Genomic DNA, 14,385 nt, shown 5'->3' with positions numbered 1-14,385 from the left:
TTACGCAGCAACCTGGATCCCCGTGTACACGGGGATGACGGCGTTTCTGCCTCCTCCTTTAAGCTGTTTCAACAACAATCGGAATATTGATGCGCTTGCGTTCCACTATCGTGGCCGGCCGAATCTGGCCGCGCTCTTCCATGAACACCACGTTGTTGTCGGCCTGGTCGCTGTTGACGAAATGCTGGAAGCGCTTGCGCGTTTCGGCATCGGTCACGGCGTGCTTCCATTCGCATTCGTAGGTATCGACCACGTGCTGCATGTCGGCTTCCAGTTCTGCCGCAATGTTCAGCTTGTCTTCCACCACCACCTGCTTCAGGTAATCGAGGCCGCCTTCCAGGTTGTCGCGCCATACGCTGGTGCGTTGCAGGCGATCTGCGGTGCGGATGTAGAACATCAGGAAACGGTCGATAGTCTTGATCAAGGTCGCTTTGTCGAGATCGGACACCAGCAGTTCGGCGTGGCGCGGCTTCATGCCGCCGTTGCCGCAAACGTACAGGTTCCAGCCTTTTTCGGTGGCGATGATGCCAACGTCCTTACCCTGTGCTTCGGCGCATTCGCGGGTGCAGCCGGAGACGCCGAACTTGATCTTGTGCGGTGCCCGCAAACCCTTGTAGCGGTTTTCCAGTTCGATTGCCAGGCCGACGCTGTCGTCCACGCCGTAGCGGCACCAGGTAGAGCCGACGCAGGATTTGACGGTGCGCAGGGATTTGCCGTAGGCGTGGCCGGACTCGAACCCGGCCGCAATCAGCTCTTCCCAGATCAGCGGCAACTGCTCGACACGAGCGCCAAACAAGTCGACCCGCTGGCCGCCGGTGATCTTGGTATACAAGCCATATTTCTTGGCAACCTGGCCGACCGCAATCAAGCCATCCGGCGTGACTTCACCGCCAGCCATGCGCGGCACCACTGAATAGGTGCCGTCCTTCTGGATATTGCCGAGGAAGTAATCGTTGGAATCCTGCAAGCTGGCGTGTTCTTTCTTCAGCACGAAATCATTCCAGCAAGAAGCCAGGATGCTGGCCGCCACCGGTTTGCAGATGTCGCAACCGAGGCCTTTGCCGTGTTGCCCCAACAAAGCGTCGAAGGTCTTGATCTTGCCGACTTTCACCAGATGGAACAACTCCTGGCGCGAGTAAGGAAAATGTTCGCAGACATGGTTGTTGACGGCCATGCCGTGCTTCTTCATCTCAGCCTTCATGATCTGCGTTACCAGCGCCACACAGCCGCCACAAGAGGTGCCGGCCTTGGTGCAGCTTTTCAGGGCGCCGATGCTGGTAGCGCCGCCGCTCACTGCGGCGCACAGATCGCCTTTCGACACGTTATTGCAAGAACAGATCTGCGCCGTCTCGGGCAAAGCGTCGACTCCGAGCCCGACCTTGGCCTGGCCATCGGCCTGCGGCAGAATCAGGAATTCCGGCGATGCCGGCAATTCGATGCGGTTCAGCATCATCTGCAGCAGCGTGCCGTATTCGCTGGCGTCGCCCACCATCACGCCGCCCAGCAGATATTTACCGCATTCCGACACCACGATCTTCTTGTAGATCTGCTTGCGCTCGTCGGTGAACTGATAGGAACGGCTGCCAGCTTCCTTGCCGTGCGGGTCGCCGATGCTGGCGACGTCGACGCCCATCAGCTTGAGCTTGGTGCTCATGTCGGCGCCGGTGAATTCCGGTGTGGTCGCACTGACACTGGCGTCGGTTACCGGCTCTGCAAGCATATGCTTGGCGGCGATACGCGCCATGTCGTAGCCCGGCGCTACCAGGCCGAATATCTTGCCGTTCCACAGAGCGCATTCGCCGATCGCATAAATGTCCGGATCGGAGCTGCGGCAGCTGTTGTCGATCACGATGCCGCCGCGGTCGCCGACCTTGAGTCCGCTATCACGCGCCAGTTCGTCGCGTGGACGGATGCCGGCCGAGAACACGATCATGTCAGTATCGAGATGACTGCCATCATCAAAATTCATGCGATGCGTGCCGGTTTTGCCGTCGACGATCTCCAATGTGTTCTTTTGCGTATGCGCCGTGACGCCCAGCTCTTCGATTTTCTGGCGCAGGATGCGGCCGCCGCTTTCGTCCACTTGCACCGCCATCAGGCGTGGCGCGAATTCGACAACGTGCGTTTCCAACTTCATGTCACGCAGCGCCTTGGCGCACTCCAGTCCAAGCAAGCCGCCGCCGATCACCACGCCGCTGCGCGATCGTTTGCCGCACTCCAGCATCGCTTCCAGATCTTCGATGGTGCGATAAACGAAACAATCCTTGCGCTGATTGCCGGCCAGGGTTGGCACAAACGGATAGGAACCGGTAGCGATCACCAGTTTGTCGTAAGGCAGCGTTTCAATCGCGCCGTTGATATTGAACGTAACAGTCTTGGCCTCGCTATCGATCAACTGCGCCTTGGCGTTCAGCTTCAGTTCGATATGATGGTTGCCTTCGAAAAAGCCAGGCGCCACCAGCGACAAGTCTTGCGCCGATTTACCGGCAAAGAATTCCGACAGATGGACACGATCGTAAGCCGGACGCGGTTCTTCGCACAGGACCGTGACTTCGATGCCTGGCGCGCCGGCATCCGCCAGGCATTCCAGGAATTTGTGGCCGACCATGCCGTGACCGATAACAATGATTTTCATGATGTCTTCCTTTAAACGCTCAGGCTTCTGGAAGCCAATGCACTGTTGTGCAATTCTTGTTCCTGCGCCTTGTGCTCCGGGCTGAAACGTACGGCGATGGCGCACAATGCCGAGATCGATACCAGCACGCCGAGCGCAGTCAGCGTCTGCTGGGTATCGCCCAGGCCTTTCATCAGGAAACCGGCCGCCACCGCACCGACATTACCGCCGGCGCCGATGATGCCGGCCACGCCGCCGAGCGCCTTGCGATCGATGAACGGCACCAGTGCATAAGTCGCCCCGCAAGCCATGTGGGTGAACAAGCCAAACGTCAGCATCGCCACCACCGCCAGCGCAACGCTGCCGGCATGGGCAAACCACAGCAAACCCAATCCTTCACCCAGCATCAGCACAAACAGCAGGGCAGCACGGCTATCGAGGTTGCCACGCAATGCCGCCTTGTCTGACAGCCAGCCTCCCAACGCACGCGCAAACAGCGCCAGCAAACCAAAACTGGCGGCCGCCATGCCGGCGCCTTTCAGCGACAGGCCGAAGTGATCAACGTAATAAATGGCAGCGATGTTGTGAATGAAAATTTCGACGCCGAAACAGGCGCCGTAAGTAACGAACAGCAGCCACACCCGATAGTTGGCGCTGGCGGCGCGAAAACTGGCCCATCCGCCCTTTTTGCCACCCTCTATCGCCACGCCGCGGGCGCGCAAATCTGCGTAATTGCCTTGCGGGCAATCTTGCGTATAGCGCCAGTACAGCGCCGCCATGATCAGCATGAACACGCCCGGCACCAGCAACGCCAGGCGCCAGCCCATGGTCTCGCTGACACCCAGCATCAGCAATGCTGCCACCAGCAACGGCATCAAGGCTTGCGCCGCGCCGCCGCCGCTATTGCCCCAGCCGGCCGAGGCGGCGTTGGCGGTGCCGACCACGTTGGAAGCGAACATGACCGAGGTGTGATATTGCGTGATCACAAAACTGGCGCCGACCGCACCGATGCACAGGCGGAAGAACAGGAAGCTCTCATAACTCTGCACCATGGCCACGCCGAACACCGGCAACGCGCCTATCAGCAGCAACCCGGTATAGGTTTTGCGCGGGCCGTAACGGTCGCACAGCGGACCGACCAGCAAGCGCACCAATATCGTTACCGCCACCGCGGCGATATTGATATTGGCGATTTGCGCCATGCTCAATCCGAGCTGTCCTTTGATCAGCGGCATCAGCGGCGCGCAGGCGAACCATGCGAAGAAACAGACGAAGAACGCCATCCAGGTCAGATGAAAGGCGCGCATCTGCGGTGTACGCAGGCTGAAGAGTTGGATACTGGTCGCTTTGTTTTCCATTTTTCGTCTCTAAAAACAAAAAAGGCGTCCTCTCGACCCAACCATAGAGTGGTTGAGCCAAGAGGACGCCGTTGTCCAACAGATCCATCGTTGGACCTGCGTTAAGAAGGTCAGGATCTTCGTTGATCCTGTGACCTGATCTAATGCAAACGCCGTGCCATGAACCTAAGTATTTGATTTAAAACGATTTGTTTGTTTTGCTGGCAAAAAGAAAGGCTATCCATCGCGCCTTTGCAGCGCGCCGCACAGGATTCTTGCGTGAAAATGGTGCGCTGCAATCTATTTCGGTGCATAAGTCAGCTGGCATTTTCTAGATCGCCTGCCAACCCTCGAAGCCGGTGAATATCCCGGCAGCAATCAACAGGCCGCCGACCATGCGGGCGGCGATGAGACTGCCGCGCGGATTGGCATCGAACCAACGGCGGGTGCGGCTGGACAAGATGGCAATGACTCCGTACACGCCAGCCTGGGTAAGCGCGGTGATGATCCACAGCAACAGTGCCTGGCTCCAGATCGGGCCGGCATCGATTTTCAGGAATTGCGGGAAGATCGCCAGCATGAAGACATAGGCTTTCGGATTGAGCAAACTGGTCAACATGCCTTGGTAAAAGGTGGTTGCAGGCGCCTTGGCTAGCGCCTGCTCCGAGGTCGACGCAAAGTGGAAGCCGCTCTCGCTGCGCAACAGCGACCAGCCGATCCAGGCGATGTAAGCAGCGCCCGCCAGCAACACCAGGTTGAACAAGCTGGGCCAAAGCTTAAGCACCACCGCCAGGCCCAGCGCGCCCATGGTCATGTGGCAGACACCGCCGGCAACAATCCCGGCCACCGCCGCCAAGCCTGAGCGTCGGCCACCAACCAGTGCACTCGCCAGGACGAAGGCCATATCCAGCCCCGGCAGCACGATGACGCCGAAGACAATCATGAAGTACAGCCAGAGATTGGCAGATTGATGCATTTTTATTCTCCTGATATTGGATGCTGAGACTATGAATCGGTAAGAAGCTTGAACAAATATTTGAGCCACTGCCTTGGAATGGCCTCGGCTATCCCTTTAGCCAGCGCAGGCGCGAGCGCTTGGCTGGCTCGAGGATCACCAATTCCGGCGCCGATCTGAGCAAGCCGTCGGCTGCCAGCTCTCTGGCAGCGCGATCGGCCAGCGGATAAAATTTGCTTTCCAATTGCTGGTCATCCTTGGCAATGCCCAGCCACACCAGGTAAAGACCGTCGGTCCTGACCGGCAACTGCGGGAAATTATTCTTCGCATCGAGCGTCACCAACAATCCCGCCTGGCGTATGCCGGCTGCCTGGTAGGCGGCGAAGTTCGCTGACGCCTGGCGCGCAAACAACTCGACATCGTCGGCCTTGAGCGCAAAGATTTGCGCCACCACCACACCCTGCGCACCCTGTGTTTCGCACACCGGATCCACTGCCGGTAACGTGCTGACGCCGCTGTTCTGGTGCAACGGCCGCAGCAGCATCACGTTATCGCTGTCGACGATCAGGTCGTTCAATGTGGTCCGATGTTCTTTCCATACCGGTCCGTAATAGAAAGCGCTGTTGACGACGGCGCGGGAGTCCATGTCCTTGAAACCACGCAGCCAGGTAAAGGCATTTGGATTCTTGCGTTCAAAGAACTGGCCAAGGGCCAGCGCGCCGAGTTGCTGGAAGGCTTCCGGGAAAAAGCTTTCGAAATAGGTGGCGAAATTGGCCCGGCCGCCTTCCTTGATCTGATATCGGCGGAATTCGATTACCTCGAAATTGTTGAGATGACTGATGTTTTGCATGGCATGTCGCTCATTGGCTAAAGAAACAGGAGGAGTTGCGGCACATTGTGCACATTGTGCAAATGGCACCGCGCACATTGCCAACAGCAGGAAAATCCCGGCGATGAAGCGTTGCATGGTCGTCCTCCTGCTCACGGTTGGCTTGCATTTTTTGTTGCTGAAATCGAAGATAAAGTCTATATAGGACATAATCCGTCCTATATATAAAATATCCTGCGAAGCATGTACCACCCAACTACACGCGTGCTGGCAGTGCTGGAGCTGCTGCAAACCCATGGCCGTATGAGCGGGGCCGAGATGGCGTCGCGCCTGGAGATCGACGGCCGCACGTTGCGCCGCTATATCGTGACCCTGGAGGAAATGGGGATTCCGATCACCACCGAGCGCGGACGCCACGGCGGTTATGCATTGATCGCCGGCTTCAAGCTGCCACCGATGATGTTTACAGATGACGAGGCGCTGGCCTTATCGATTGGTTTGCTGGCGGCGCGTAGCCTGGGCCTGGCTGAAGCAGCGCCTGCGGTGGCGAGCGCCCAGGCCAAGCTGGAACGGATCATGCCGGCCAATCTGAAGCGTCGCGTCAGTGCCGTCGACGAGACGGTCAAGCTGGATCTGTCGCAAGCCGTCTCGCCGGCGGACAACGCGGCTTTGGTGGCGCTCAGCGCGGCGGCGCAAAACAGGCAGCGGGTGCATCTTCACTACCGCAGTGCCAGCGGCGACGACAGTGAGCGCGATTTCGACGCCTACGGCCTGGCCTATCGCGGCGGCCGCTGGTATGTGGTCGGCATGTGTCATTTGCGCAAGGATCTGCGCTCGTTCCGGCTGGACCGTATCGGCCAGGTGCAATTGCTGGAATTGCGCTTCACGCGGCCGGCCGATTTCGACGCCCTGGCTCACCTGGCATTTTCGGTAGCCACCATACCGCGTGCGTTTACGATCGAAGTGCTGTTGAAAACCGATCTCAAATCGGCGCGTGAGCAGTTGTTCGACGCTATCGGTATCTTCGAGCAAACGGAAGACGGCGTGCTGGTCCACAGCCAGGCGGATGACCTCGACTGGTTTGCCCGGGAGTTGGCGCGGATGCCTTTCGCATTTGAGATACGTCATCCGCCTGAGCTGCGCGATGCGGTCAGGATCTGTGCGCAAAGGTTATTGGTGCAAATAGAAAAATAGCGGAAAAATAACGCCCGCCGACAGTGGCAGTATGTTGCCGAACTGGTGCCAGGCAAACTGCATGCAGCGGCTATTCATAACTCCGTAGTTCTCCGCAGAACAACAACCTGAAGGAAAAACATCGCTTCGTGCCGGAAAACATGGCTGATAGCAAGGGCTTGGGGTCATCCGCGTGATATCCTAGGCGCTCTAAAACACACAGCTTTTGTTGTCAATGAATACACCTGTTGTTGCATCCACTCCCAACCCTGTTCAAACCGCACGCGTTCTGCTCAAGGAACTCCAGGAAAAATACACGGTATTTCGCGACTACTTGCCGCTTGCCATCGGCATCGACAAGCAACTTATCGCGCTGTCCCCCGAAATCAATCGCAAGACCTTGCGCATTGCATTGGGCATGCACACCAACTCGCTGCGCTATCTCAAAGGGATGGAAAAGGCGACTCACAGGTTCGACCTTGAAGGCAACAGTACGGACGAAGTGACGGAAGTCCACCGCGCCCATGCTACCGAAACGCTGCGCGAACGCTTCAAGAAAAACGCCGAACAGCGCAAGGCCCAGCGTGCCGCCGAGGCAGCGCAAGAAGCTGCTGAAAAGGCCGCGCGCCAACATACCGAAAAACTCAATCAGCTGACGGCAAAGTTCTCGCGCAATCGCGGTTGATGCGATTGAAAGGGTTGAATCAGTTGAGTCAGCTCGCTCAGCTGATTCAGCTAAGCCATCCGCGCAAATTACCTCGCTGCCTGCGGCATTCAGCCGCAAGCGGTGGCGGTTTCATTTCCCGGTCAGCAGCCATATCCAGTTAGAACTGGCGTTCGCTATCGTATTTTCCTCGTTTTTAGAAGATGCATTGGGCTGCGCCCTGCCGCCCAGCTTCGCGTTGTAGGAAATCCTGTTGCTTTTGTTTGCCAGCCGTCGCGTCGCGCGCCGTGTGTATTCGTCGCCGAACGCAACAATCGGGTCCAGCATTTTTTGCAATTCGCTGTCGTCGCTCAGATGATTCGCCAGCTGCCGCCAGATGTCAGCCTGGTTCCAGCGCATGAAACGCACATAGGAATTCTGCCATCGGCCGAATTCCGGCGGCATGGCCGACCACTTGGATCGGGTTGCCACAATCCAGAGAATCGCTTGCAGGAACAGGCGATTGTCACGGCCGGTAGCGCCAGGATCGGCTTCGCTCCCTAACAACAACGGTTTCAATTTTTGCCAATGCTCTTCTCGAAGGTTCATATCGCGCTTTGATGATGGTTATCAAACTGTTCACGCTATTCTTGATCATTTCGAGTAAAAAATACATAAGGGATGGCTGAATCCTGCTGGTGCGAACGATGTTGCAGACAATAGTGCGAACAACACTTAGCTATTTAACTTGGCTATTTGATCAGCTTCAATATTTCGCGAAATTTTGGATGGTTGCTGTCGCCCATCCATTCGAACATCAGCATTTCGCTGCTGACGATTTCAGCGCCGGCGACACGGGCACGGTCAATCGCGGCGATCTTGTCGCCGCTCCGGCGCGAGCCGATTGCATCGCTTACCAGCTTTACCCGCCGGTGCCGGTGCAGCAAACCCAGCACCGTTTGCAAAACGCAGACATGGGCTTCACAGCCAAGCACGATCAGATCGTCCCTGCCGTTGAGTAGAATCTCCATGAATTCAGCCTGAGCGCATGCATCGAAACTGGATTTTTCTATGGTTCGATCCAGCAGCGCATGAATCGGGGCAACGGTAGGTCCCAGTCGTAACGGCTGTTGCGCGGTACCGATCACGGGAATGCCTAGCAATCTCGCTGCCTGCGCCAATATCACCGCGCGCTGCAGGACTTGTGCGCCGTCGAGAATCACCGGCATCAGTTTTTCCTGCAGATCGACGATGATCAGCGTTGCGCGCGAGGCGTCACTTAAATAGGTCATAGCTTAGTAGGTTATGTTATCGATGCCAGGGCTTCCGCCGAGGGCTTCCGCCGGGTTAATAAGCCACGGTGAAACGCTGGCGCAGATGCTTGGGCTGTTCGATTTCGTCCAGTAAAGCGATCGCATAATCTTCCATCGAAATCTGGCTTTGTCCCTTTTCATCCGCCAGCAGTTGATTCTGGCCGATGCGGAATTTGCCGGTGCGCTCGCCAGGAGCGAACATGGCCGGCGGCGAAAGGAATGTCCAATCCACAGCGGTTTCCGCCCGCAGGTCATCCAGGAATTGTTTGCCCGGTACTGCTTCCACCTTGTACTCGGCAGGGAAATCCGGGTTATCCAGCAAAATAACCCCAGGCGCTACTTCCAGGCTGGCAGCGCCACCGACCACCAGCAAACGTTTGACCCCGGCGCTCTTGACCGCTTGCAGCAAAGGCGCCGCTTTCAACACCCGGAACTGCGCCGCGCTGACCACCGCATCGTGACCGCGGATCAAGGCCGCCAATTGTTCAGGCTGGGTAGCGTCGCCCTGGTGCAGCTCGACGCCGGCCGGCGCCGCCTGAGATGTCGAACGGGCGATGCCCGTCACGCTATGGCCGCGCCGCAGCGCTTCGGCGGCAATCCGGGAACCGGCACGGCCGGTAACGCCGATGATGGCAATCTTCATGATGAAATCCTTTCAGTGATGGCTAAAACGTAACAACCTGGCAGTAAAAACTTTCCCGAAGACAACTGGCCTTCGGGAAAGACCGTCAATAGCGGCCGATAGCAGCAGCCCTGCGACGGCTGGACGACCAGTCGGCCAGACCCACTTTGTCACGGATGGCAGCGCATCCCCGTAAGATCTGCTGGATTTCTACTTCAGTCAGGCCGGAGTTGAGCGTCAGCCTGACCACCGAACGGTTTTTAGGTGTCGCCGGCGCACAAAAAACCGCACCGAAAATACCCTCCTCCTCCAACGCCTTGCGCAAGATCTGCGTCTTCGGCTCTGGTCCCGCCTCCAGCGCAATGATTTGCTCGGTGCCGTCGCTAACGTTGTAGCCTAATGCCCCCAGGCCATCGCGAATGCGTCGTGCATTGCGATGCAGGGCAAGGCGCCGGTCATCTGCATGCCGGATGAACTCAAGCGCAGCATCGAACCAGGCAAGCTCGTGCCGCAGCATACAGGAACTGAAAATGGCAGGACGAGAGGTGGACAAGAAATAACCTTTGAATTTACTCGAACAGGTAATGAATCCGGCGCGCCCGCCAAACGCCTTGGCCAGCGATGCGGTACGAAAATGGACGCGGTCGGACAAGCCCATCTGCATTACCAGGCCAGCCCCTCCCGGCCCATGCGTGCCGAGCGAATGCGATTCATCCACCACCAGGATGCTGCCGCTGTCCTCGGCGATGGCCAGTACCTCGGTTAGCGGGCATACGCTGCCGTTAACACTATAGACCGAGTCGACCACGATGACGCCGGCGCCGTGTTTGAGTACTTGCCGCCGCAGATGCTCAACCTCATTGTGCAAGAATGGCACCGGACGCGCCTGCGCCGCATGCACGCCCTCCCACAAAGAAGCATGGGCCTGCATGTCCAGATAAACCGGCACACCTGGACCGGCAATAGTTTGCAACAGGCCGACATTGGCGCTCCAGCCGGATTGCGTAATCAATCCATCTTCCGCCCCCATGAAGCCCGCCAGCTTTTTTTCCAGGCGGGGCTGGGTACTGCCTTCCCGTACGAATACCGTCGACATCAGCAGGTCTGCCTCGCCGCTCATGAGGCACGCTGCCTGCGCCTTGATCAACTGCGGTTCTGCAGCGATGCACAGATAATCGTTGCTGGATAAATAAATCGCATTTGGTCCGGGTAAACTCCAATGAAGTAAATGTTCGCCACCCCACAGTTTTTCCATGCGCTCTATGTAATACTCATCTAGCCGGGAAGATACAAACGCTGGCAAGCGCTGTTCCGCAGTCAAGATTAAAGGTTCGTGGTAGCTTTCTGTTAATGGCATGGTTTTCTCCCTATACTTTCAGTATGAAATACCAAACAGAGCCGCCATGTCCCTGTCTGGAACGTGGAATCAGTTTTTGCATTCGGCGTAGAGGATCAGCCGCTGATCTTCTCCTCATAATATTGTTATATGAAAATCCGTCAGGTCAAATATTTGATTCCCATGACTGAAAACAACAGCAGTTGGAAAAACCCACCATGGCGCGCCTGGGAGCGCGCTGCTAACCGCTGGTGGCAAAGTATCAATACCCAATTTAACGACATGACCAATCGCGTGGCTTACCTTGCGTGGGTTGCGGTCCTTGGCATGCCATTGTTTTACGTGGTCTGGGCATACTGGTTTCCGCAGCCATATGAAAACTTCAGTCTGCGCCTTTTTTGCGTTGTCCTCTGCGCGCCGATTATTTTTACTCGCCACCTACCTCACAGAAAATGGCTGGCAGCTTATTTTTTTGTTTGCCTGACTTACGGCCTGCCGTTTTTTTTCACTTTCATGTTCCTCATGAATGACGGTTCATCGGTCTGGGCCCAGTCATTGCTGATCGCTCTGATCCTCCTGTTTCACTTCGACACTACCCTGGCTTTCCTGGCTTATGTCGTAGGAACCACGCTGGCTTATCTGGCTTATGCCGCGGTCCACGGCAGAGTCATGCCATTAAGCTATCTGGTTCTGGAGCAATTGCCGATCCAGCTTTTTGCCGTCTTTACGGTGTCACTGGCCAAGGTCGGCAGAAAAGTCCTGGCGCAAGAAAAATTGGCAGGCATGGCGACCGCGTTGTCGACGGTGTCGCACGAACTGCGCACTCCCTTACGTAGCATCAACGCCAATGCGCGTGGCTTGAACCGTCTGTTGCAAGAAAATGCAGACCGGACATCGCCAAACCAGGTCCCGATGGAAAAAGCACTGGCGCGTATCGAGCTTGAAGTCAGGCACATGAACAACGTGATCGACCTGTTCCTGTTGAGCGCCTCGACCGGCAGGGAGAACCTGATACCGAAAGACATCGTCTCGATGGCATCGGTAGTGGATCTGATGATGCAACGCTATCCGTTCGTCAATCAGGAGCAGCGCGATCTTGTGGCCGTCACGGTCCGCTCCGATTTTCGCTTGCTGGGGCAAGGCGAGTTATGCTCGATGGTCCTGATTAATTTGCTGCGCAATGCACTGACCTCGATCCAGCGTGTCGGCAAGGGCCGTGTGCGGATCGTGCTGGACGGCGCCCGGGCTCGGCCCAGGCTGTTGTTTATCGATACCGGCTGCGGTATCGAGCCAGGCCGCGCAGCACAGATTTTCGAACGCTTTTACGCTTACCCGGAATCCAGCGGCACCGGCATCGGACTCGCGTTTTGCAAAGACGTGCTGGAGGCCTGGGGCGCACATATCCGCGTGATTTCGCGGCCGCTTGGCTACTCCATTTTTGTGCTGGATTTTCCGCCTATAGTGCAACAAAAAGCAGCAGACATGCGCTCTCTGTTAAATTAACCGTCTTTCCATATCATGCGCATCCGGGTGCACTACATCGCTCCTTGCGCCTGCAACGTCTCACTATGAATATTTCATTACCTGTTTATCAACATCCGACCCTGACTGTCCTGATCGACGATAGCCAGAGTTTCCTGGACAGCCTGGCTTTCCAGCTGCCGCCGCATATGGTGCGCAAAGTGTTTCACGATACACAGGCCGCCCTGGAATGGCTGCGCGACGCCTATCGGCATTCCCCCGGCAAGAGCCAGTCGATCCGGGTCAACTATGACGAACAGTCGTTTTCGTTCGACCGGCGCACGGTGGCAGTCGATATCGATCAGATTTACCGCCAATCCATGAACCGCCGGCGGTTCTTGTTGCCTTCAGTGCTGGTAATCGACTACGCGATGCCGCAAATGAACGGCCTGGCATTTTGCGAGGCGGTGCGGGACCTGCCCTGCAAAAAAATCCTGTTCACCGGCCAGGCCGACGAAAAGATCGCCATCGACGCCTTCAATCGTGGCTTGATCGACCGCTTCATCAAGAAAAGCGACCACGACGCGCTCGATCATCTGGAGCTGGAGATTCACAGCCTGCAAAAGGAATTCTTCCACGCTCAGTCACTGACGCTGAAAGATCTGCTGTCGCGTCATTCATATACTTTCCTGTCAGACCCGGCGATGGCGGCACTGGTCGAGCAGTTATGCAAACGGCATGGCTTTGTCGAATATTATCTGTTCCCTAATCCGACCGGCATCCTGTTCTTCGATATGCAGGGCAAGGCGACACTGATGGTAGTCGACACCGAAGCCAGCCTGATGTCGCAGCTGGAAGTGGCGCAGGATTACGGCGCGCCGCTGGAATTGCTGACGGGTTTGCGCGAAATGCGGCTGGTGCCGTTCTTTTCCGACAGCGGCGGCATGTATACCGACGCCATACGCCATGAATGGCTAACATACTGTCTGCCGGCCCAGATTTGTTTCGGCACGCAAGAATACTACTGGGCGCTGTTCGATTTTCCTAAACATTATTTACGTGAACCTTTTTATTCACTGGCGGATTTTTTGCGCGATCAATCCGCCGATATAAAATCATAGAGCTCGAAAAAATCCATGCTGCGAAACGAAATCGCTCCTCGAATATCCACCCCGGATCTGCTGCAAATAGTGCAGGCACCCGATTGGAACCAATTGCGCACATGCGTGCAGCGTCTGCTGGCGCAGCTGGGGATTTGTGATTTCATGTTGCAGACGGAGATCGCCGGCAGCAACGGCAACGGCGCCTCGCAGATGGAGCTGTTCGGCAGTTTGCCAAATGCAGTGCTGCAGCAGTTCAGCTTGCCTGCCGAGGACCAGACGGATCCGGTCCGTCAGCATCTTGCGCGCTCCCGCCTGCCACTGAACTGGCAGGTCGAACAATTGTGCTTGCTGCATAGCGGTCAGATCTACCCCTTGCTGAAAACCATGGGCGTGACACAAGGCATGAGTTTGGCAATTCACAGCAAACACGCGGTGAGTCGCCTCGACTTCTACAGCAATGCAATGCGCCAGGAGACGCTGTCGACCAGTGTCCAGGCCGACGCCCTGCTGCTCGGCGTTTATTTGCAGGAAGCGGCTGAATTATTGTGGCGGAAGGCGGCGCCAGACCAGGGGCCGATGCTCTCGGTGCGCGAGCTCGAATGCCTGCGCTGGAGCGCCGACGGCAAGACCAGCTCCGAAATCGGGCTGATCCTGGGCATATCTCAGCGTACGGTGTATTTCCACATGAAGAATGTGGCGATGAAGCTCGGCGTCTACAGCACCCGCCATGCTATTAGCAGAGCGGTCATGATGGGCATCATCAAGCCCGATACCTGATGCGCGAGAGGTCGGCTGAACTGTTCGAGCCTGTCGATAATGCCGTTAAGTTAAGCCCCGAACGGTATTCTTTAGATGGACCAATGCGGTCACTCCGTCATCCCCGCGAACGCGCACTGCTGTCCGGAATAATTTGATTGACAATGTTGGGAAGGGTTGCAGGTATTGGTCTAAGGGGGTATACCCCTGTTTGCCAACTTAAAAACCAAACCTGCAACATGT

13 protein-coding genes are annotated in these 14,385 nt (G+C 56.8%); 5 read left to right on the top strand and 8 right to left on the bottom strand.

All coding sequences use genetic code 11. The annotated features are described in order from the left end of the window. Nucleotides 1-58: 58 nt before the first annotated feature. The 4 genes from nirB to KHU29_RS20330 all read right to left on the bottom strand — a co-directional run bounded on the left by nirB (nucleotide 59) and on the right by KHU29_RS20330 (nucleotide 5,873). Complete coding sequence (nirB, locus tag KHU29_RS20345; protein WP_211455155.1) at nucleotides 59-2,635, bottom strand: nitrite reductase large subunit NirB; 2,577 nt, start codon at nucleotides 2,633-2,635, stop codon at nucleotides 59-61. An 11-nt stretch (nucleotides 2,636-2,646) separates the two neighbouring features. Next, nucleotides 2,647-3,972, bottom strand: a complete 1,326-nt coding sequence (locus KHU29_RS20340) for an MFS transporter (protein WP_211455154.1) — start codon at nucleotides 3,970-3,972, stop codon at nucleotides 2,647-2,649. A 310-nt stretch (nucleotides 3,973-4,282) separates the two neighbouring features. Continuing rightward, entirely contained in the window at nucleotides 4,283-4,927 is a 645-nt protein-coding gene (locus KHU29_RS20335) for a LysE family translocator (protein ID WP_211455153.1), read from the bottom strand. Between the two features lie 88 nt (nucleotides 4,928-5,015). Continuing rightward, complete coding sequence (locus KHU29_RS20330) at nucleotides 5,016-5,873, bottom strand: NIPSNAP family protein (RefSeq protein ID WP_211455152.1); 858 nt, start codon at nucleotides 5,871-5,873, stop codon at nucleotides 5,016-5,018. Nucleotides 5,874-5,978: 105 nt separating this feature from the next. Between KHU29_RS20330 and KHU29_RS20325 the strand changes: the two genes are divergently transcribed. Beyond that, nucleotides 5,979-6,929, top strand: coding sequence for a helix-turn-helix transcriptional regulator (locus tag KHU29_RS20325; RefSeq protein WP_211455151.1), 951 nt, complete (start codon nucleotides 5,979-5,981; stop codon nucleotides 6,927-6,929). A gap of 214 nt (nucleotides 6,930-7,143) precedes the next feature. Next, nucleotides 7,144-7,593, top strand: coding sequence for a ProQ/FINO family protein (locus KHU29_RS20320; protein ID WP_246542358.1), 450 nt, complete (start codon nucleotides 7,144-7,146; stop codon nucleotides 7,591-7,593). Nucleotides 7,594-7,704: 111 nt separating this feature from the next. Here KHU29_RS20320 and KHU29_RS20315 read toward each other — a convergent pair whose 3' ends face one another. The 4 genes from KHU29_RS20315 to cqsA all read right to left on the bottom strand — a co-directional run bounded on the left by KHU29_RS20315 (nucleotide 7,705) and on the right by cqsA (nucleotide 10,843). Further along, a complete protein-coding gene (locus KHU29_RS20315) occupies nucleotides 7,705-8,160 on the bottom strand; it encodes a transposase (RefSeq protein ID WP_211455149.1) in 456 nt (151 codons plus the stop codon). A gap of 143 nt (nucleotides 8,161-8,303) precedes the next feature. After that, nucleotides 8,304-8,843, bottom strand: coding sequence for an isochorismatase family protein (locus KHU29_RS20310; RefSeq protein ID WP_211455148.1), 540 nt, complete (start codon nucleotides 8,841-8,843; stop codon nucleotides 8,304-8,306). A 55-nt stretch (nucleotides 8,844-8,898) separates the two neighbouring features. After that, nucleotides 8,899-9,507 (bottom strand): NAD(P)-dependent oxidoreductase, encoded by a 609-nt coding sequence (locus KHU29_RS20305; protein ID WP_211455147.1) that lies wholly within the window; start codon nucleotides 9,505-9,507, stop codon nucleotides 8,899-8,901. Nucleotides 9,508-9,592: 85 nt separating this feature from the next. Next, nucleotides 9,593-10,843, bottom strand: coding sequence for an alpha-hydroxyketone-type quorum-sensing autoinducer synthase (gene cqsA / locus KHU29_RS20300; RefSeq protein ID WP_211455146.1), 1,251 nt, complete (start codon nucleotides 10,841-10,843; stop codon nucleotides 9,593-9,595). Between the two features lie 129 nt (nucleotides 10,844-10,972). Here cqsA and KHU29_RS20295 point away from each other — a divergent pair, with 129 nt between their 5' ends. From KHU29_RS20295 to KHU29_RS20285, 3 genes are all read left to right on the top strand, one after another. Continuing rightward, nucleotides 10,973-12,325: a sensor histidine kinase gene (locus tag KHU29_RS20295; protein WP_246542356.1), complete on the top strand. Its 1,353-nt coding sequence runs from the start codon at nucleotides 10,973-10,975 to the stop codon at nucleotides 12,323-12,325. 65 nt (nucleotides 12,326-12,390) lie between these two features. After that, nucleotides 12,391-13,404, top strand: a complete 1,014-nt coding sequence (locus KHU29_RS20290) for a response regulator (protein ID WP_211455145.1) — start codon at nucleotides 12,391-12,393, stop codon at nucleotides 13,402-13,404. A 15-nt stretch (nucleotides 13,405-13,419) separates the two neighbouring features. Then, a complete protein-coding gene (locus tag KHU29_RS20285; protein ID WP_211455144.1) occupies nucleotides 13,420-14,163 on the top strand; it encodes a helix-turn-helix transcriptional regulator in 744 nt (247 codons plus the stop codon). Nucleotides 14,164-14,385 lie beyond the last annotated feature (222 nt).

The sequence above is a fragment of the Collimonas antrihumi genome (assembly GCF_018304965.1).
Lineage (GTDB): Bacteria > Pseudomonadota > Gammaproteobacteria > Burkholderiales > Burkholderiaceae_D > Collimonas > Collimonas antrihumi.
This window is presented reverse-complemented; position numbering and strand designations above follow the sequence as displayed.